General features: G+C 74.1%; 16 protein-coding genes and 1 pseudogene. 15 read left to right on the forward strand and 2 right to left on the reverse strand.

The genetic code is table 11. The features are described from left to right. Positions 1 to 23: 23 nt before the first annotated feature. From ACTMS2_RS23395 to argH, 14 genes and pseudogenes are all read left to right on the forward strand, one after another. Entirely contained in the window at positions 24 to 863 is an 840-nt protein-coding gene (locus tag ACTMS2_RS23395; protein WP_441177297.1) for a TrmH family RNA methyltransferase, read from the forward strand. 219 nt (positions 864 to 1,082) lie between these two features. Continuing rightward, positions 1,083 to 2,162: a phenylalanine--tRNA ligase subunit alpha gene (pheS, locus tag ACTMS2_RS23400; RefSeq protein WP_441177298.1), complete on the forward strand. Its 1,080-nt coding sequence runs from the start codon at positions 1,083 to 1,085 to the stop codon at positions 2,160 to 2,162. A 39-nt stretch (positions 2,163 to 2,201) separates the two neighbouring features. Then, positions 2,202 to 4,748, forward strand: coding sequence for a phenylalanine--tRNA ligase subunit beta (gene pheT, locus ACTMS2_RS23405; RefSeq protein ID WP_441177299.1), 2,547 nt, complete (start codon positions 2,202 to 2,204; stop codon positions 4,746 to 4,748). 233 nt (positions 4,749 to 4,981) lie between these two features. Continuing rightward, positions 4,982 to 6,187: a nucleotide sugar dehydrogenase gene (locus tag ACTMS2_RS23410; protein ID WP_441177300.1), complete on the forward strand. Its 1,206-nt coding sequence runs from the start codon at positions 4,982 to 4,984 to the stop codon at positions 6,185 to 6,187. Next, positions 6,184 to 6,978, forward strand: coding sequence for a glycosyltransferase family 2 protein (locus tag ACTMS2_RS23415; protein WP_441177301.1), 795 nt, complete (start codon positions 6,184 to 6,186; stop codon positions 6,976 to 6,978). Before ACTMS2_RS23410 ends, ACTMS2_RS23415 begins: the two co-directional genes overlap by 4 nt. Before the next feature lie 8 nt (positions 6,979 to 6,986). Then, on the forward strand, positions 6,987 to 8,012 hold the full coding sequence (locus ACTMS2_RS23420) for an NAD-dependent epimerase/dehydratase family protein (protein WP_441177302.1): 1,026 nt from the start codon (positions 6,987 to 6,989) through the stop codon (positions 8,010 to 8,012). A 156-nt stretch (positions 8,013 to 8,168) separates the two neighbouring features. Continuing rightward, positions 8,169 to 9,170 carry an N-acetyl-gamma-glutamyl-phosphate reductase gene (gene argC / locus ACTMS2_RS23425; protein WP_441177303.1) on the forward strand — a complete coding sequence of 334 codons (1,002 nt, stop codon included), beginning with the start codon at positions 8,169 to 8,171 and terminating at the stop codon, positions 9,168 to 9,170. A 166-nt stretch (positions 9,171 to 9,336) separates the two neighbouring features. Beyond that, entirely contained in the window at positions 9,337 to 10,509 is a 1,173-nt protein-coding gene (argJ, locus tag ACTMS2_RS23430) for a bifunctional glutamate N-acetyltransferase/amino-acid acetyltransferase ArgJ (protein ID WP_441177304.1), read from the forward strand. Beyond that, positions 10,506 to 11,390 (forward strand): annotated as a pseudogene (gene argB / locus ACTMS2_RS23435) (acetylglutamate kinase); the annotation flags it as partial. The gene argJ and the pseudogene argB, both read left to right, overlap by 4 nt. Positions 11,391 to 11,713: 323 nt before the next feature. Then, positions 11,714 to 13,111, forward strand: coding sequence for an acetylornithine transaminase (locus ACTMS2_RS23440; protein WP_441177305.1), 1,398 nt, complete (start codon positions 11,714 to 11,716; stop codon positions 13,109 to 13,111). Continuing rightward, positions 13,108 to 14,085: an ornithine carbamoyltransferase gene (argF, locus tag ACTMS2_RS23445; protein ID WP_441177306.1), complete on the forward strand. Its 978-nt coding sequence runs from the start codon at positions 13,108 to 13,110 to the stop codon at positions 14,083 to 14,085. Before ACTMS2_RS23440 ends, argF begins: the two co-directional genes overlap by 4 nt. Continuing rightward, positions 14,082 to 14,597: an arginine repressor gene (locus ACTMS2_RS23450; RefSeq protein ID WP_089000931.1), complete on the forward strand. Its 516-nt coding sequence runs from the start codon at positions 14,082 to 14,084 to the stop codon at positions 14,595 to 14,597. The genes argF and ACTMS2_RS23450 overlap by 4 nt, the downstream gene beginning before the upstream one ends. Next, entirely contained in the window at positions 14,594 to 15,799 is a 1,206-nt protein-coding gene (locus ACTMS2_RS23455; protein ID WP_441177307.1) for an argininosuccinate synthase, read from the forward strand. The genes ACTMS2_RS23450 and ACTMS2_RS23455 overlap by 4 nt, the downstream gene beginning before the upstream one ends. Positions 15,800 to 15,813: 14 nt before the next feature. Then, entirely contained in the window at positions 15,814 to 17,277 is a 1,464-nt protein-coding gene (argH, locus tag ACTMS2_RS23460) for an argininosuccinate lyase (protein ID WP_441177324.1), read from the forward strand. Between the two features lie 41 nt (positions 17,278 to 17,318). Here argH and ACTMS2_RS23465 read toward each other — a convergent pair whose 3' ends face one another. Together ACTMS2_RS23465 and ACTMS2_RS23470 are read right to left on the reverse strand one after the other, a co-directional pair. Then, positions 17,319 to 17,675, reverse strand: coding sequence for an MmcQ/YjbR family DNA-binding protein (locus tag ACTMS2_RS23465; protein WP_101414883.1), 357 nt, complete (start codon positions 17,673 to 17,675; stop codon positions 17,319 to 17,321). Between the two features lie 50 nt (positions 17,676 to 17,725). After that, positions 17,726 to 18,142 (reverse strand): DNA-binding protein, encoded by a 417-nt coding sequence (locus ACTMS2_RS23470; RefSeq protein WP_441177308.1) that lies wholly within the window; start codon positions 18,140 to 18,142, stop codon positions 17,726 to 17,728. 93 nt (positions 18,143 to 18,235) lie between these two features. Between ACTMS2_RS23470 and ACTMS2_RS23475 the strand changes: the two genes are divergently transcribed. Next, a complete protein-coding gene (locus ACTMS2_RS23475; RefSeq protein WP_441177325.1) occupies positions 18,236 to 18,865 on the forward strand; it encodes a DNA-3-methyladenine glycosylase in 630 nt (209 codons plus the stop codon). Positions 18,866 to 19,000: the final 135 nt, after the last annotated feature.

Genomic DNA, 19,000 nt, shown 5'->3' on the forward strand with positions numbered 1-19,000 from the left:
ACCAGCAGATCGAGGCGTCTCCCATGCAGTCACCATCGCGCGGGAGACGCCTCGACGCTGTCTCCGGCCCCTTCACCCCGCGTACGCCCCGGGTGGTCGCCGCCCGGCGGTTGCAGCGCCGCCGGGACCGCGAGGCCGCCGGCCGCTTCCTGGCCGAGGGGCCGCAGGCGGTCCGAGAGGCCCTGGCCCGCCCGGGGGTGGTCACCGAACTCTTCGGTACGCCCGCCGCCCTGGACCGCCACGCCGACCTGGCCGCCGTCGCGGCCCGCGCCGACGTGCCCGTGTCCGAGGCGACCGACGAGGCGCTCGCCGCGCTGGCCGAGACCGTGGCCCCGCAGGGCCTCGTCGCCGTCTGCCGCCACCTCGACGTGCCCCTGGAGCGGGCCCTGGCCGACGGGCCCCGCCTGGTGGCGGTGCTCGCCGGGATCCGCGACCCGGGCAACGCGGGCACGGTGCTGCGCACCGCCGACGCCGCGGGTGCCGGCGCGGTCGTCTTCGCCGGCGAGGCCGTCGACCCGTACAACGGCAAGTGCGTGCGGGCCTCGGCCGGCAGCCTTTTCCACGTCGACGTGGTCCGCGCCCCCGACCCGGTGGAGGTCGTCGCGGCGCTGCGCGCCGCCGGGCTCACCGTCCTCGCCACCACCGGCTACGGCGAGGACGACCTCGACGACCTGGCCGACGACGGGCGGCTGGCCGCCCCCACCGCGTGGCTCTTCGGCTCCGAGGCGCACGGGCTGCCCGAGGCGCTCACCGCCGCCGCCGACGCCCGGGTCCGGGTGCCCCTGCACGGGCGCGCCGAGAGCCTGAACCTGGCTGCGGCCGCCGCGGTCTGCCTGTACGCTTCAGCGAGAGCGCAGCGGTGACCGGTCGCCGGTCCCGCGAGCCGTCCAGCAGAGGAGAGCGTCCGCCCATGAACGCGCCACGGCGTTCGTTTAGCCAGCCCGCCGGTGTCGGCGGGCGGCGGGCCTGACCTGCTCCCCGCACAACTCCCACCGGCGGGCTGCGGCACAGCCGCGCGTCCGTAGACTCGCTTCGCCGCCTGAGTGAGGGCTGGCGCCGCCGTGAGGGAGTGCCCGTACGTCATGAGCTACCGCAACGATCCGTACGATCCGAAGCAGGTCGCCCTGCTCGACCCGGCCGCCCTGGCCGAGGCCGTCGCCGCCGCCGAGAAGGCGTTCGCCGAGGCCGCCGACCCCGACGCGCTGACCGCGCTGCGCCCGGCGCACCTCGGCGACCGGTCGCCGATCTCGCTGGCCCGCCGCGAGATCGGCGCGCTGCCGCCGGCCGCGAAGTCCGACGCCGGCAAGCGGGTCAACGAGGCCCGCCGCGCCGTCGAGGCCGCGTACGCCGCCCGCCAGGAGGTGCTGGACCGGGAGCAGGCGCAGCGGGTGCTGGTGGAGGAGCGCGTCGACGTGACGCTGCCGAACGACCGGCGGCCCCGCGGCGCCCGGCACCCGATCAGCACGCTGATGGAGCAGGTCAGCGACCTGTTCGTCGGCATGGGCTACGAGGTGGCCGAGGGGCCCGAGGTCGAGTTGGAGTGGACGAACTTCGACGCCCTCAACATCCCCGCCGACCACCCGGCGCGCGGCCTGATGGACACCTTCCACGTCGCGCCGCCGGAGGGCACGGAGGGCTCCGGCCTGGTGCTGCGTACGCACACCTCGCCGGTGCAGGCGCGCACCATGCTGACCCGCAAGCCGCCGATCTACGTGATCGTGCCGGGCCGGGTCTACCGCACCGACGAGTTGGACGCCACCCACGCGCCGGTCTTCCACCAGGTGGAGGGCCTCGTGGTCGACCGGGGCATCACCATGGCGCACCTGCGCGGCACCCTGGACCACTTCGCCCGGGCGATGTTCGGCGCGGGCGCGAGGACCCGTTTCCGGCCGCACTACTTCCCGTTCACCGAGCCGTCCGCCGAGTTCGACGTCTGGTTCCCCGAGCACCGCGACGGCCCGCGCTGGGTCGAGTGGGGCGGCTGCGGCATGGTCAACCCGCGGGTGCTGCGCGCCTGCGGCATCGACCCCGAGGCCTACTCCGGATTCGCGTTCGGCATGGGCATCGACCGGACGGTGATGTTCCGGCACGGGGTCAGCGACATGCGGGACATGGCCGAGGGCGACGTGCGGTTCACCCGCGCGTTCGGGGTCGGGGCGTAGGCGATGCGGGTACGAGTCACGGAGACGGTGGTCTGAGTCATGCGAGTTTCTGTCAGTTGGCTGCGGGAGTACGTCGACCTCCCCGCCGACCTGCCCACGGCCGACCTGGAGCAGGCCCTGGTCGACCTCGGCGTCGAGGTCGAGTCCGTGGTGGACCTGCGGGAGACCGTCACCGGTGCGCTGGTCGTCGGTGAGGTCCGCGAGATCGAGGAGCTGACCGGCTTCAAGAAGCCGATCCGGTTCTGCCGGGTCGACGTCGGCGACGCCAACGGCACCGGCGAGCCGCAGGAGATCGTCTGCGGGGCGCGTAACTTCGCCCCCGGCGACCGGGTCGTGGTGATCCTGCCCGGTGGCGTGCTGCCCGGCGGCTTCGCCATCGGCGCGCGCAAGACGTACGGGCGCAACTCCAACGGCATGATCTGCTCCGCGCGGGAGCTGGGCCTGGGCGACGACCACGACGGCATCATCGTGCTGCCCGGGGACGTACCGGCCAAGCCGGGCGACGACGCGCGGCCCGTCGTCGGGCTCGACGACGTCGTGGTCGAGGTGGAGATCACCCCCGACCGGGGGTACGCGATGAGCGTGCGCGGCCTGGCCCGGGAGCTGTCGCACGCCCTCGGCGTGCCGTTCCGCGACCCGGGCCTGGCGCCCGCGCCCGGCGGCACCGACACGCCGGCGTACCCGGTCGAGGTGCGCGACACCGTCGGCTGCGACCGGTTCGCCGCCCGCCTCGTGCGCGGCGTCGACCCGGCGGCGCCCACCCCCGGCTGGATGCAGCGGCGGCTCACCGCCGCCGGCATCCGCTGCATCTCGCTGCCGGTCGACATCACCAACTACGTGATGCTCGAGCTGGGCCAGCCGATGCACGCCTTCGACGCCGACCGGATCGCCGGGCCGCTGGTGGTCCGGCGCGCCGGGGCGGGGGAGAAGCTGACGACCCTGGACGGGGTCACCCGCGCCCTCGCGCCCGAGGACATGGTGATCTGCGACGACACCGGCCCGATCTCGCTGGCCGCCGTGATGGGTGGCGAGACGAGCGAGGTCGTCGCCGGGACGACGAACGTGCTCTTCGAGGCCGCCCACTGGGACCCGGTGATGGTCGGGCGCACCGCCCGCCGGCACAAGCTGTTCAGCGAGGCGGCGAAGCGCTGGGAGCGGGGCGTCGACCCGGCCCTGCCGCTGGTCGCCATCGCGCGGGCGGTCGGGCTGCTCACCGAGCACGCCGGTGGCGCGGCCGGGGACGAGATCCTCGACGTCGACCACGTCCGGCCGCGTACCCCCGTCGTGCTGCCGGTCGACCTGCCGAGCCGGCGGGTCGGCGTGAACTACCCGCCGGCGCGGGTGGTCGCCCTGCTGGAGCAGGTCGGCTGCACCGTCGCGCGGGGCGCCGACCGGCTGGCCGAGGACCCGGGCGAGGTCGGCGTGACCGCCGGTGCCGACGACGCGCTCAGCGTCACCCCGCCGACCTGGCGGCCCGACCTGACCGACCCGGCCGACCTGGTCGAGGAGGTGGTCCGCCTCGACGGGTACGACCGGGTGCCGTCGGTGCTGCCGACCGCGCCGCCCGGTCGCGGCCTGACCTGGCAGCAGCGGCGCCGCCGGGCCGTGGCCCGGTCGCTGGCCGAGCGGGGGTACGTCGAGGTGCTCGCGCACCCGTTCGTCGCCCCCGGGCTGGCCGACCAGCTCGGCCTGCCGGCCGACGACCCGCGTCGGCGCGCGGTGCGGCTGGCCAACCCGCTGTCGGAGGAGGAGCCGCTGCTGCGCACCACGCTGCTGGGCCCGCTGCTCGGCATCGTCAAGCGCAACCTCGGCCGGGGCCAGCGCGACCTCGCGCTCTACGAGATCGGCGCGGTGTTCCACCCGCGTACCGGCGCCGGCAGCCCGCCGGCGATGGGCGTGGACCGGCGCCCCACCGACGAGGAGTTCGCCGCCGCCGACGCGGTGGTGCCCGAGCAGCCCCGGCACGTCGCCGTCGTCCTGACCGGCGACGTGGAGCCGGCGGGCTGGTGGGGCGCGGGCCGCCCGGCCGGCTGGGCGGACGCCGTACAGGCCGGCCGGGACGTGCTGGCCGCCGCCGAGGTCCCCGCCGAGCGGATCGAGGTCCGGGCCGCCGAGCACGCCCCCTGGCACCCCGGCCGGTGCGCCGAGCTGCTGGTCGACGGCACCGTGGTCGGGCACGCCGGCGAGCTGCATCCGGCGGTCCTGGCGGCGCTGGAGCTGCCCCGGCGCACCAGCGCCATGGAGCTCGACCTGGACGCGCTGCCGGCCGCCCCGGTGGCGTCCGCGCCGGTCGTGTCGGGCTTCCCCCCGGCGCTGATCGACGTGGCGCTGGTCGTCGACTCCTCGGTGCCGGCGGCGCAGGTGCAGCAGGCCCTCGTCGAGGGCGCCGGCGGCCTGCTGGAGGGCGTGCGCCTGTTCGACGTGTACGCCTCGGAGCAGCTCGGGGCGGACCGCAGGTCGCTGGCGTACAAGCTCACCTTCCGGGCGCCGGACCGGACGTTGACCGTGGAGGAGGCGGTGGCCGCACGGGACGCGGCGGTCGCCCGCGCCGCGGAGCGCTTCGGCGCCACCCTGCGCGGCGCCTGAGTGACGACGAATGCCCCTTCCGCCGGCGCGGGAGGGGCATTCGTCACGCACCCGGAGATCCTGCTCCTCGAGGAGCGAGCGACTCGACACAAGATCACCTCCGACGTATCGGCTGAAAGGTCAGGGGCCTCGGAATTTTTGGCTACCCGCCAGTCACATCCGAGCGGTTAACCTGCTTTGATTCCAGGTGTAGCCGGAGTCACACCCCCCGCCGCCCCCACGGGAGTCGAGTCATGTCCGAGGATCCGCCGATCACCACCATCGATGTCTGCGTCGTGGGCGGCTGCGGGCGGGTGGGGCTGCCGCTGGGCATCGCCTTCGCCTCGCGCGGCCTCTCCGTCGTGCTGTACGACATCAACGCCGACGCGGTCGACACCGTCAACGCGGCCAGGCTGCCCTTCGCTGAGCCCGGCGCGGCCGAGGCGCTCGCGGAGGCGGTGGCCACCGGCCGGCTGCGCGCCAGCACCGACCCGGCCAGCGTCGGCGCCTCCGAGCACCTCGTCGTGGTGGTCGGCACCCCGGTCGACGAGCACCTCAACCCGGACCTGGGCGCCGTGCCCCGGGCCCTGGAGCGCTGCGCCGAGCACCTGCGCGACGGGCAGCTCGTCGTGCTGCGCAGCACCGTCTACCCCGGGGTCACCGCGCTGACCGAGAAGTTGCTCGCCGGCAAGGGCATCCGCGCCGACGTGGCGTTCTGTCCGGAGCGCATCGCCGAGGGGCGGGCGATGACGGAGCTGTTCACGCTGCCGCAGATCGTCGCCGCCCGTACGCCGGGGGCGCTCGCCCGCGCCGAGAAGTTGTTCCGGCACCTCACCACCCAGATCGTGCCGCTCGAGCCCGAGGAGGCCGAGCTGGCGAAGCTGTTCACCAACACGTGGCGCTACATCAAGTTCGCCACCGCCAACCAGTTCTGGATGATGGCCAACGACTTCGGTCTGGACTTCGCCCGGATCCGGCACGCCGTGGCGCACGACTACCCGCGCGCGGCGGACCTGCCGATGCCCGGGTTCGCGGCCGGGCCGTGCCTGTTCAAGGACACCATGCAGCTGGCCGCGTTCAACCGGAACAACTTCGTGCTCGGCCACTCCGCCATGTTGATCAACGAGGGGCTGCCGCTCTACCTGGTGTCCCGCCTGGAGGACCGCTTCGACCTGTCCGAGCTGACCGTGGGCATCCTCGGGATGGCCTTCAAGGGCGGAAGCGACGATCCCCGGGAGAGCCTGGCGTACAAGCTGCGCAAGATCCTGGCGCTGAAGACCCGCGAGACGCTCTGCACGGACCCCCACGTGGCCGACGAGCGGTTCGTCGACCTGGACGAGGTGCTGCGCCGGGCCGACGTGCTGGTGATCGCCGCCCCGCACGAGCAGTACGCACGCCTGGAGACCGACAAGCCGGTCATCGACATGTGGGGCCTGACCGGGCAGGGGGTGCGGGTGTGAAGCCCCGGGTCTCGGTGATCGTGCCGGTCTACAACGAGGGCGAGGCGATCCTGCGCTGCCTGGAGCGGATGCTGCGCGAGATGCTGCTGCCCGCCGAGGTGCTGGTCGTGCACGACATGCCCGAGGACACCACCGTGCCGTACGTCGAGCAGGTCGCGCGCACGGACCCGCGGGTGCGGGCGGTGCTCAACACCTACGGCCGTGGTCCGGCCAACGCGATCCGGTTCGGCATCGACACGGCGCTCGCCCCGGTCGTGGTCGTGACCATGGCCGACGGCTGTGACGATCCCCGCCAGATCGACGAGCTGGCCCGGCTGGTCGACCGGGGGGTGGTGGTCGCCGCCGCGTCCCGCTACATGCCCGGGGGCCAGCAGGTCGGCGGGCCCCGGCTGAAGCGGATGATGTCGCGCTGGGCGGGGCGCAGCCTCTACACCCTCGCCCGCGTCGGCACCCGCGACGCCACGAACAGCTTCAAGGCGTACGACACCGCGTTCGTGCGGGAGGTGGGGATCGAGTCGCGTACCGGCTTCGAGATCGGGCTGGAGCTGACCGCGAAGGCGACCCGGCTGCGGCTGCCCGTGGCCGAGATCCCGACCATCTGGCTGGACCGGCCGCTGGGGGAGTCCCACTTCGACCTGGGTCGCTTCCTTCTCGGCTACCTGCGCTGGTATTTCTTCGCATACGGTCGACGGCTGGCACGGGAGAAACTGTCCGGGCGCACCACCCCGACCGGGGTCGTGCCGGCCCAGCGCGACCCGCAGGACAGCACCGAGTTCGAACAGACCGCATAGGAGCGCACGTGGCGAAGGTCCTGGTAACTGGTTCGGCCGGCTTCATCGGCGGCTACCTCGTCTCCGAGTTGTTGGACCGGGGCCACGAGGTCGTCGGTGTGGACGACTTCTCCAAGTACGGCCCGGTCACCCACAGCTACGACCAGCACCCCCGGTTCCGGTTCGTCGAGGGTGACGCCCGGGACGCGGACCTGCTCACCGAGCTGCTGGACGGCTGCGACCACCTGGTCGCCGGGGCGGCGATGATCGGCGGCATCTCCTACTTCCACGCGTACGCCTACGACCTGCTCGCCACGAACGAGCGGATCATGGCCTCCACCTGCGACGCGGCGATCCGCGCCCACCGCGACGGCCGCCTGGCGAAGGTCACCTACCTCTCCTCGTCGATGGTCTTTGAGTCCACCGAGCACTGGCCCAGCCGGGAGGGCGACGAGCGCCGCATCCCGCCGCCGCTGTCGTCGTACGGTTTCCAGAAGCTGGCCGTGGAGTACTACGCCCGGGCGGCCTGGGAGCAGTATCAGTTGCCGTACACGATCGTGCGGCCGTTCAACTGTGTCGGCGTGGGGGAGGGGCGGGCGCTGGGGCAGGCCGAGGTGCTCTCCGGCAACGTCAAGCTGGCCATGTCGCATGTCGTGCCCGATCTGGTGCAGAAGATCGTGAAGGGGCAGGACCCGCTGCACGTTCTCGGCGAGGGCAACCAGGTCCGGCACTACACCTACGGCGGCGACCTGGCCCGGGGCATCGCCACGGCGATCGAGCACCCGGCGGCGCGCAACGAGGACTTCAACCTCTCCACGGCCGAGTCGACCACGGTCCTGGAGCTGGCCGAGCTGATCTGGCGCAAGATCAAGGGCGAGCACGTGCCGTTCCGGTACGTCTCCGACGAGCCGTACCAGTACGACGTGCAGAAGCGGGTGCCGGACGTGACCAAGTCCCGTGAGGTGCTGGGCTTCACGGCGAGCACCTCGTTGGACGAGATGCTCGACGAGGTCATCCCGTGGGTGACCCGTGCGGTCGAGGAGGGCCGCCTCTGAGTGGTCCCCCGCCGGTTCGAGGCCCGTGGCGCACTGCGGCGCGGGCCTCCGCCATGACGGGGGTCACGTCTCTCATCGCCATACGGTCAACTGCATGAACTTGCAGAGGGCGGTCCGTCATTGCTAGGCTTCCTGCATAGTCATGCGGAGGTGGGAATGAGTATCCGGGTTGCGATTGCCGGGGCGAGCGGCTACGCCGGGGGCGAGCTGATCCGCCTGGTCGCCGGGCACCCGGAGTTCGAGCTGGTCGCCGCCACCGCGCACAGCCAGGCCGGGCACCGGCTCGACGTCGTACATCCGCAGCTCGCCGGCCTGGACATGATCCTCGGCGAGACGGACGCGGCGACGCTGGCCGACGCGGACCTGGTCTTCCTGGCCCTGCCGCACGGGCAGTCGGCGGCCCTGGCGGCCCAGCTCCCGCCCGAGGTGCGCGTCGTCGACCTGGGCGCCGACCACCGGCTCGCCGACCCCTACGCCTGGGCCAACTACTACGGCGGCACCCACGCCGGCCCGTGGACCTACGGCCTGCCCGAGCTGCCCGGCCAGCGGGAGCTGATCGCCGGTTCCACCCGGGTCGCCAACACGGGCTGCTACGCCGCCGCGATCATCCTGGCCCTCGCCCCGCTGGTGGCCGCCGGTGCCGCCGCCCCGGCCGACGTGGTGGTCGTCGCCGCCTCGGGCACCTCGGGTGCGGGCAAGGCGGCCAAGCCGCACCTGCTCGGCAGCGAGGTGATGGGCGACCTGTCTCCCTACCGCGTGGGCACCCACCAGCACGTACCGGAGATCAAGCAGGCCACCGGCGCGACCGGCCTGTCGCTGACGCCGGTGCTCGCGCCGATGCCCCGGGGCATCCTCGCCACGGTGACGGCCGTGCCGGCCCGGGGGGTCGACCCGCGGGCGGTGCTCGCCGAGGCGTACGCGGACGCGCCCTTCGTGCACGTCCTGCCGGAGGGGGCCTGGCCGCACACCGCCGCCACCCTCGGCTCCAACTCCTGCCACCTCCAGGCCACCGTCGACGTCGACTCCCGGCGGATGATCGTGCTGAGCGCGCTGGACAACCTCGGCAAGGGCGCCGCCGGCCAGGCGGTGCAGAACGCCAACCTCATGTGCGGCCTGCCGGAGACCACAGGCCTGTCCGTCTGGGGCGTCGCACCGTGAGCGCGTGGATCACGACGCGGCGCAGCCCGGCGTATGCGAACGAGGGAGCGGTACCTGTGGGCGCGAGGAACGCGACGCGGCGGATCTGGGCGGTCGTGAACGAGGGAGCAGTAGCGGTGAGTGCGGCGCGGCGCGGCCGGGCGGTCGCGGACGAAGGGGGAGCGCGGTGAGCGTCACGACTCCGCGGGGGTTCCGCGCGGCCGGGGTGGCCGCCGGGCTCAAGACCAGCGGCGCGAGCGACGTCGCGCTGGTTGTCAACGACGGCCCGGACGCCGGCGTCGCCGGCGTGTTCACCGCCAACCGGGTCAAGGCCGCGCCGGTGCTCTGGACGCAGCAGGTGGTGCGCGGCGGGGTCGCCCGGGCCGTGGTGCTCAACTCCGGCGGCGCCAACGCGTGCACGGGTCCGGCCGGCTTCCAGGACACCCACGCCACCGCCGAGCACACCGCCGCCGCGCTCACCTCGGCCAGCGCGCGGATGATGCTCGGCGCCGCCGACGTGGCGGTCTGCTCGACCGGCCTGATCGGCGAGCGGCTGCCCATGCAGAAGCTGCTCCCCGGCGTACGCTCGGCGATCCGCCGGCTGTCGCGCGACGGCGGCGCGGCGGCCGCCGAGGCCATCATGACCACGGACACCCGGCCCAAGACCGCGGTGGCGCGGGGCAGCGGCTGGACCGTCGGCGGCATGGCCAAGGGGGCGGGCATGCTCGCGCCGGCGATGGCCACCATGCTCTGCGTGCTGACCACCGACGCGGTGGCCGGGCCGGAGGCCCTCGACGCCGCCCTGCGCGAGGCGTGCCGGGTCACCTTCGACCGGATCGACTCCGACGGCTGCATGTCGACCAACGACACGGTGCTGCTGCTGGCCAGCGGCGCGAGCGGCATCGCGCCGACCCCGGCCGAGCTGGCGGCCGCCGTCACCGCCGCCGCCCACGACCTGGCCCAGCAGCTCATCGCCGACGCCGAGGGCGCCACCAAGCAGATCGCCATCGACGTGGTCGGGGCGGCCAGCGAGGACGACGCCGTCGAGGTGGGGCGGTCGGTGGCGCGCAACAACCTGGTCAAGACGGCGCTGTTCGGCAACGACCCGAACTGGGGTCGGATCCTCGCCGCCGTCGGCACCACCGCCGCCGCCTTCGAGCCCGACGGGGTCGACGTCGCGGTCAACGGCGTGTGGGTGTGCCGCTCCGGCGCCGCCGCCGAGGACCGGTCCAAGGTCGACCTGAGCGGACGGGACGTCACCATCCGCATCGACCTGCACGCCGGCGCCGCCGCGGCGACGATCTGGACCAACGACCTGTCCCACGCGTACGTACACGAGAACTCGGCCTACTCGACATGAGCCTCTCCACCGATCTCGCCCGCGCCCAGGTCAAGGCGGCCACGCTGATCGAGGCGCTGCCCTGGCTGGCCCGCTTCTCCGGCTCGACCGTCGTGGTCAAGTACGGCGGCAACGCCATGATCGACCCGGAGCTCCAGCGGGCCTTCGCCGCCGACATGGTCTTCCTGCGCTACGCCGGCCTCCGGCCGGTCGTGGTGCACGGCGGCGGCCCGCAGATCTCCGCCATGCTCGGCCGGCTGGGCATCGCCAGCGAGTTCCGGGGCGGCCTGCGGGTCACCACCCCGGAGGCGATGGACGTGGTCCGGATGGTCCTCGTCGGCCAGGTCGGCCGGGAGCTCGTCGGCCTGATCAACGCCCACGGGCCGTTCGCGGTGGGCCTCTCCGGCGAGGACGCCGGGCTGTTCACCGCCGTGCGGCGGCCCGCGTACGTCGACGGGGAGGCGGTCGACGTGGGGCAGGTCGGCGACGTGGAGTCGGTCGACGCCTCGGCGGTCACCGACCTGATCGCGGCCGGCCGCATCCCGGTGATCTCCACGGTGGCGCCCGACGCCGACGGGGTGCTGCACAACCTGAACGCCGACACGGCCGCCGCCGCCCTCGCCGTCGCCCTCGACGCCCGCAAGCTGGTCGTCCTCACCGACGTGCCCGGCCTCTACGCCGACTGGCCCGACACCGACAGCCTGGTCAGCGAGATCACCGTGGACGAGCTGGCGGCGCTGCTGCCGTCGCTGTCCAGCGGCATGGTGCCCAAGATGGAGGCGTGCCTGCGGGCGGTGCAACAGGGGGTGCCGGCCGCGCACGTCGTCGATGGCCGGGTCGCCCACTCCACGCTGCTGGAGGTCTTCACCTCCGAAGGATTCGGCACCATGGTGGTGAGCGCGAGGAGTGAGCTTGCGAGCCCCGCAGTCGGGAACGAGGCGGGTGTGGTGAGCGCGAGGAGTGAGCTTGCGAGCCCCGCAGTCGGGAACGAGGCGGGTGTGGTGAGCGCGAGGAGTGAGCTTGCGAGCCCCGCAGTCGGGAACGAGGCGGGTGTGGTGAGCGCGAGGAGTGAGCTTGCGAGCCCCGCAGTCGGGAACGAGGCGGGTGTGGTGAGCGCGAGGAGTGAGCTTGCGAGCCCCGCAGTCGGGAACGAGGCGGGCGCCGTGAGCGCGAGCAGTGGATCCGCGGGCCCCGCGGTCGTCAACGAGGAAGGCAGGGCCACCGGATGAGCACGCTCGTCGAGCGCTGGGCGCAGTCCATGATGGACAACTACGGTACGCCGCCGCTCGCTCTCGTCTCCGGCTCCGGCGCCGTCGTGGTCGACGACGCCGGCCGGGAGTACGTCGACTTCGTCGGCGGCATCGCGGTCAACGCCCTCGGGCACGCCCATCCGGCGGTGGTGGCGGCCGTGTCGAAGCAGGTCGCCACCCTCGGGCACGTCTCCAACCTCTATGTCGCCGAGCCGCCGGTGGCCCTCGCCGAGCTGCTGCTGGCCCTGGCCGGGCGGCCCGGACGGGTCTTCTTCGCCAACTCGGGCGCGGAGGCCAACGAGGCGGCGTTCAAGCTGTCGCGGCTCACCGGCCGCTCGCACGTGGTCGCCACCCGGGGCGGCTTCCACGGGCGCACCATGGGCGCGCTCGCCCTCACCGGCCAGCCGGCCAAGGCCGACCCGTTCCGCCCGCTGCCCGGTGAGGTGACGCACGTCGACTACGGCGACGTGGCGGCCCTGGAGGCGGCGGTCAGCGACGCCACCGCCATGGTGATCCTGGAACCGGTGCAGGGGGAGAACGGCGTGGTGGTCCCGCCGGCCGGCTACCTGGCCGCCGCGCGGCGGATCACCGCCCGGCACGGCGCGCTGCTGGTGCTCGACGAGGTCCAGACCGGCGTCGGGCGTACGGGGCACTGGTTCGCGCACCAGGCCGATGGTGTCGAGCCCGACGTGGTGACCCTGGCCAAGGGGCTCGGCGGCGGGCTGCCCATCGGCGCCTGCCTGGCCTTCGGCCGGGCCGCCGAGCTGCTGGCCCCCGGTTCGCACGGCACCACCTTCGGCGGCAACCCGGTGAGCTGCGCCGCCGCGCTCGCCGTGGTGTCGACCATCGCCAGCGAGGGGCTGCTCGACCACGTCAAGCGGGTCGGCGAGCGGCTGCGCCGGGGGATCGAGGCGCTGGGCCACCCGCTGGTCGACGGCGTACGGGGCGCCGGCCTGCTGCTCGGCGTGGTGCTGACCGCGCCCGTCGCGAAGGTGCTCGCCGAGGCGCTGCGCGAGGCCGGCTTCCTGGTCAACCCCGTGCAGCCCGGCGTGGTACGGCTCGCCCCGCCGCTGATCCTCACCGTCGCCCAGGCCGACGCCCTCCTGGCCGCCCTCCCCGCCGCACTCGACGCCGCGACCCCCGCCGCCGCCGGCTCCGTCCCGACTGCCGCCCCCGATCCCGTTTCAGATCTTGGTACGAATCGGCCCCTGGAGGGGCACGAACTCACCAAGATCTCGACGCCGGCCATGCCCCCGACCACGCCGACCACCCCGACCACCCCGACCACCCCGGCCGCCGGCGCGGCGACCACGCCGAGCACGCCCACCGCCGGCGTGGCGGCGATGCCGAACGCTACGGAGGCGAGCGCGTGATCCGGCACTTCCTGCGCGACGACGACCTGACCCCCGCCGAGCAGTCGGCCGTGCTCGACCTCGCGGCGCGGATGAAGGCCGACCGGTTCGGCCACCGGCCGCTGGCCGGGCCCCGGTCGGTGGCGGTGCTCTTCGACAAGCAGAGCCTGCGTACCCGGTTCTCGTTCGACGTCGGCATCGCCGAGTTGGGCGGGCATCCACTCGTGGTGGACACCCAGGTCACCCACTTCGGGCGGGGCGAGACCCTCGCCGACGCCGGCCGCGTGCTGTCCCGCTACGTGGCGGCGATCGTGCTGCGTACCCACGGCGACGACCGGATCGCCGAGGTCGCCGACGGCGCGTCCGTGCCGGTGGTCAACGCGCTGACCGACGGCTTCCACCCCTGTCAGCTCCTGGCCGATCTGCTCACCATCCGCGAGCACTGCGGCGGCACCGTCGGGCGGACGCTGGCGTACGTGGGCGACGCCGCGAACAACCTGGCCCACTCGTACCTGCTGGCCGGGGCGATGGCCGGCATGCACGTCCGGGTCGCCGGGCCGGTCGGCTTCGGCCCCGACCCGGAGGTGGTCGACCGGGCCGCCAAGATCGCCGACGGCACGGGGGGCTCGGTGCGGGCGCTGACCGATCCGGTGGCGGCCGTGGCCGGCGCCGACGTGGTCGCCACGGACACCTGGACCTCGATGGGCCAGGAGGACGACGGGCTGGACCGGATCACCCCGTTCCTGCCGTACCAGGTCAACGCCGCGCTGCTCGGGCACGCCGCGCCCGGCGCCGTCGTGCTGCACTGCCTGCCCGCGCACCGGGGGGAGGAGATCACCGACGAGGTGCTCGACGGCCCGCAGAGCGTCGTGTTCGACCAGGCGGAGAATCGACTGCACGCCCAGAAGGCGCTGCTGACGTTCCTCCTCGGGGCCGCGCCCGCCGCCCCGGACGCAGCGGGGCCGGGCGTCGCCGCCACCAGGGAGACACCATGACCGCCCCGCTGACCCGCGCCGCCCGGCACGCCCGCATCGTCGAGCTGATCCGCGACAAGGCGATCCACTCGCAGACCGAGCTGGCCGACCTGCTCTCCGGCGACGGCATCCAGGTCACCCAGGCCACGCTCTCCCGCGACCTCAAGGAGTTGGGCGCGGTCACCGCGCGCGGCGGCGACGGGCGGGCCGTCTACCTGATCCCCGAGGACGGCCACCGGCCGCTGCGCGACGCCGAGGCGGCGCCGGCCCGGCTGGTCCGGCTGCTTCGGGAACTGCTCAACGGGGTCGACGCCAGCGGCAACATCGCCGTACTGCGCACCCCACCGGGCGCAGCCCACTACCTGGCCAGCGCGTTGGACCGGGCGGGCCTGCCCGAGATCGTCGGCACCATCGCCGGCGACGACACCATCCTCGTCGTGGCCCGCGAGGCCGTCGGCGGCGCCGCGCTCGGCGACAAGCTCACCGGGTGGGCCCGCCGGGAGGAGAACGTGGAAGGGAACGCCACACCATGACCGAGCGGGTCGTACTCGCCTATTCCGGAGGGCTGGACACCTCCGTCGCCATCCCGTACCTGGCCGACCGGACCGGCGCCGAGGTGATCGCGGTGGCGGTCGACGTCGGGCAGGGCGGCGAGGACCTCGACGCCGTCCGGCGGCGCGCGCTGGACTGCGGCGCCGTGGAGTCCGAGGTCATCGACGCGCGCGACGAGTTCGCCGCCGGGTACTGCCTACCGGCCATCCGCGCGAACGCGCTCTACATGGACCGCTACCCGCTGGTCTCCGCGCTGTCCCGGCCGCTGATCGTCAAGCACCTGGTGGCCGCGGCCCGCAGGCACGGCGGCACCATCGTGTCGCACGGCTGCACCGGCAAGGGCAACGACCAGGTCCGCTTCGAGGCCGGCCTCGGCGCGCTCGCGCCCGACCTGAGGATCGTCGCGCCGGCCCGGGACTTCGCGTGGACCCGGGACAAGGCGATCGCCTTCGCCGAGGAGAAGGGGCTGCCGATCGACGTGTCGGCGAAGTCGCCGTACTCCGTCGACCAGAACCTGTTCGGGCGCGCCGTCGAGACGGGCTTCCTGGAGGACATCTGGAACGCACCCGTCGAGGAGCTGTACGCGTATACCTGCGACCCGGCGCAGGAGCGCGACCCCGACGAGGTCGTGATCACCTTCGACGCCGGCGTCCCGGTGGCGATCGACGGCGAGACCGTAACCCCGTACCAGGCGATCCTGGAGCTCAACCGGCGCGCGGGCGCCCAGGGCGTCGGCCGGCTCGACATGGTCGAGGACCGCCTCGTGGGCATCAAGAGCCGCGAGGTGTACGAGGCGCCGGGCGCGATCGCGCTGATCACCGCCCATCAGGAGCTGGAGGCGGTGACCGTGGAGCGGGACCTGGCCCGGTTCAAGCGCGGCGTCGACCAGCGCTGGGGCGAGCTGGTCTACGACGGCCTGTGGTTCTCCCCGCTGAAGCGCTCCCTGGACGCGTTCATCGACGACGCGCAGCGCCACGTCACCGGCGAGGTACGGCTGGTCCTGCACGGCGGCCGGGCCACCGTCTCCGGGCGCCGCTCGGAGGCCAGCCTGTACGACTTCGGCATGGCCACCTACGACACCGGCGACACCTTCGACCAGTCCCTGGCCAAGGGCTTCGTGCAGCTCTGGGGCCTGCCGAGCAGGCTGGCCGCCGCGCGGGACGCCCGGCTGGGGGGCTGCTGAGCATGGGCACCACAATGGGCGGCGTGGACGACAAGAGCCTGACCGAGAACAGCGCCGCGACCAACCGCACGAGCCTGTGGGGTGGCCGGTTCGCCGGCGGCCCCGCCGAGGCCCTGGCCCGCCTGTCGGTGAGCGTGCAGTTCGACTGGCGGCTGGCCCCGTACGACATCGCGGCGTCCCGCGCGCACGCCCGCGTGCTCGCGGGGGCCGGCCTGCTCGACCCGGAGGAGCTGGGCCGCATCCTCGCCGCCCTGGACGACCTGGAGGCGGCCTGCGCCTCCGGGCAGTTCCGCCCCACGGTCGACGACGAGGACGTGCACACCGCCCTGGAGCGCGGGCTGCTGGAGCGGCTCGGCAGCCTGGGCGGCAAGCTGCGCGCCGGCCGCTCCCGCAACGACCAGGTCGCCACCGACCTGCGGCTCTACCTGCGCGACCACGCCCGGGGCGTGGCCGGCCGGCTGGTCGAGCTGGCCGAGGCCCTGGTGGAGCAGGCCGAGCGGCACGTGGAGACGGCCGCGCCCGGCATGACGCACCTCCAGCACGCCCAGCCGGTCACCTTCGGGCACTGGCTGCTGGCGCACGTGCAGCCGCTGCTGCGTGACCTGGAGCGGCTGCGTGACTGGGACCACCGCACGGCGGTCAGCCCGCTCGGCGCGGGCGCGCTCGCCGGCTCCGGCCTGCCGCTGGACCCGGTGGCCGTCTCCAAGGAGCTGGGCTTCCGCACGTCCTTCGCCAACTCGATGGACGCCGTGGCCGACCGGGACTTCGTCGCCGAGTTCCTCTTCGTCACCGCGATGATCGGGGTGCACCTGTCCCGCCTCGGCGAGGAGGTGGTGCTCTGGACGTCGCAGGAGTTCGGCTGGGTGGAGCTGGACGACGCGTTCGCCACCGGCTCGTCGATCATGCCGCAGAAGAAGAACGCGGACATCGCCGAGCTGGCCCGGGGCAAGTCCGGTCGGCTCGTCGGCGGGCTGATGAGCGTGCTGACCATGCTCAAGGGCCTGCCGATGACCTACGACCGGGACATGCAGGAGGACAAGGAGCCGGCCTTCGACGCGGTCGACACCCTGGAGCTGCTGCTGCCCGCGCTCGCCGGGATGATCTCCACGATGACCGTACGCGCCGACCGGCTCGTCGCGGCCGCGCCGGTGGGCTTCTCCCTCGCCACCGAGGTCGCCGACTGGCTGGTCCGCCGCAACGTGCCGTTCCGCGACGCGCACGAGATCACCGGCAAGCTGGTGGCGCTCTGCGTGGCCCGTGACTGCGCCCTCGACGAGGTCAGCGACGACGACCTCGCGGCGGTCAGCGAGCACCTCGACCCGTCGGTGCGCGACGTGCTCTCGGTCCGCTCGGCGCTCGCCGCCCGGATCACGCCCGGCTCGACCGGCCCCGGGCCGGTCGCCGACCAACTCGCCATCGCCGCCGACCAGCTCGTCGGCTGGCGGGAGTGGGCCGCCGAGCGGGTCGTGCCCCGCTGAGTCGCCGACCCCGCGCGGCGCCACCCGGCGCCGCGCGGGGTTCAGCCCGCCGGGCGTTCGCGCTTCGGCAGCTTCGCCACCACCGCGTCGTACGAGGCGTCGACCGCCTCGATCAGCTCCTCGTCGTCGATCCCGCCGGCCAGGCGCAGCGTGTTCCAGCCGGAGCGCCCGATGTACGGCGACGGCCGCGCGTCGCCCGGGTGCCGGTGCAGCCACTCGTCGGCCACCTCGCGGCTCGGCCCGCACTTCACCCCGACCGTCGGGTCGTCGGCCCCGGAGGAGCCCAGGAAGGCGAAGATCCGGCTGCCGACCTTCACCACCTCGTCGCCCTCCCACGGCTGGTCCAGCCGGGCGCCCGGCTTGCCCAGGCAGTACGCCAGCATCTCCTCGCGCGTCATCGCGTCCTCCTCGACACCGCTGTCGGGCCCAGTCTCGCCCATCGGCGGGGTCAGTCGGTGGTGGCGGTGCGGGCGGAGAGTCGTTCGTAGCGCTGTTTGGCCGCCTGCGCGCTGCCCAGTCCGAGCCCGTACGCGATCTGCTGCCAGGTCAGCCCGCGGCTGCGGGCCAGCGTCAGCAGCCCCGCCTCCATCGTGTCGACCTCGGCACGCAGGTGCGGCACGAGGGTGAGCGCCGCGACGAGGTCCGCGTCGTCGACCGGCTCCTCGCCGGCCTCGGCCTCGGCCCCGCCGGCGGCCAGGGCGGTGACCAGCGCGACCGCCTCGTAGGTGTCCGGCAGGTAGGGGTTGGTGTGCCGGCGGCGGCGCGCCTCGGTGCCGGCGTGCCGCTCGCTGATGCGGTGCAGCGCGGCGTACGTGCGGTGCGCCCGGGACGCGCCGGCGTCGGGCGGGGTGAAGGAGTCGGTCATTGCCACACTCCAGCATGGAAACGATCCGTTGTCAATGAAGTGTTGACAAGCGATCGGCGCCGGCCGGCGCCAGCGGATAGGGTCGTTGCCGTGGTGGCGTACTCCGACCGTCGCCCCGCCGACCTCGCGGGGCTGGCCGACCTGCTCGCCGGGCCCGTGGTGCCGGCGGCGCGCGGCCTGCTGGGCTGCCGACTCACCGCCGGCGGCGTCACCGTCCGCATCACCGAGGTCGAGGCGTACGCCGGCACGGCCGGCGACCCGGCCTCGCACGCGCACCGGGGCCGCACCCCGCGCAACGCCGTCATGTTCGGGCCGGCGGGGCACGCCTACGTCTACTTCACCTACGGCATGCACTGGTGCATGAACGTCGTCACCGGGCCCGACGGGGAGGCCTCGGCGGTGCTGCTGCGCGCCGGCGAGGTGGTCGACGGCGTCGAGGCGGCCCGCGCCCGGCGCCCCGCCGTACGCCGGGACGTCGACCTGGCGCGCGGGCCCGCCCGGCTCTGCGCGGCCCTGGGTGTCGACAAGGGCGCCTACGGCCGCTGGCTGCTCGGCGACGGCCCCGTCCGCCTGCGCCCGGCCGACGCCCCGGTGCCCGCGGAGGCGATCGCGACCGGGCCCCGGGTGGGCGTGACCGGCGCGCGCGACGTGCCGTGGCGGTTCTGGATCGCCGGCGATCCCACCGTGAGCGCCTACCGCCGGCACGTGCCGCGCAGTCGCTGACCTGCCCGGGCGCCTGCCGCGCGATCGACGCGGACGGTGTGACGGCGGCCACCGGCGGCGCCTCCGCAGCGGAATAGTTGACTCGTCAAATATGTTGTGCCGTGCGTCCGGGAGCCGTACGGGCCCCGGCCAGGG

Source organism: Micromonospora sp. SD12 (assembly GCF_052068495.1).
In the GTDB taxonomy this organism is placed as follows: Bacteria; Actinomycetota; Actinomycetes; order Mycobacteriales; family Micromonosporaceae; genus Micromonospora; species Micromonospora echinofusca.

Excerpts from the sequence above, each read along its gene's own strand:
- ACTMS2_RS23395 (WP_441177297.1), top strand. The coding sequence starts at position 24 with ATGCAGTCACCATCGCGCGGGAGACGCCTCGACGCTGTCTCCGGCCCC.
- pheS (WP_441177298.1), top strand. The coding sequence starts at position 1,083 with ATGAGCTACCGCAACGATCCGTACGATCCGAAGCAGGTCGCCCTGCTC.
- pheT (WP_441177299.1), top strand. The coding sequence starts at position 2,202 with ATGCGAGTTTCTGTCAGTTGGCTGCGGGAGTACGTCGACCTCCCCGCC.
- ACTMS2_RS23410 (WP_441177300.1), top strand. The coding sequence starts at position 4,982 with ATGTCCGAGGATCCGCCGATCACCACCATCGATGTCTGCGTCGTGGGC.
- argC (WP_441177303.1), top strand. The coding sequence starts at position 8,169 with ATGAGTATCCGGGTTGCGATTGCCGGGGCGAGCGGCTACGCCGGGGGC.
- ACTMS2_RS23440 (WP_441177305.1), top strand. The coding sequence starts at position 11,714 with ATGAGCACGCTCGTCGAGCGCTGGGCGCAGTCCATGATGGACAACTAC.
- ACTMS2_RS23450 (WP_089000931.1), top strand. The coding sequence starts at position 14,082 with ATGACCGCCCCGCTGACCCGCGCCGCCCGGCACGCCCGCATCGTCGAG.
- ACTMS2_RS23455 (WP_441177307.1), top strand. The coding sequence starts at position 14,594 with ATGACCGAGCGGGTCGTACTCGCCTATTCCGGAGGGCTGGACACCTCC.
- argH (WP_441177324.1), top strand. The coding sequence starts at position 15,814 with ATGGGCGGCGTGGACGACAAGAGCCTGACCGAGAACAGCGCCGCGACC.
- ACTMS2_RS23465 (WP_101414883.1), bottom strand. The coding sequence starts at position 17,675 with ATGACGCGCGAGGAGATGCTGGCGTACTGCCTGGGCAAGCCGGGCGCC.
- ACTMS2_RS23470 (WP_441177308.1), bottom strand. The coding sequence starts at position 18,142 with ATGACCGACTCCTTCACCCCGCCCGACGCCGGCGCGTCCCGGGCGCAC.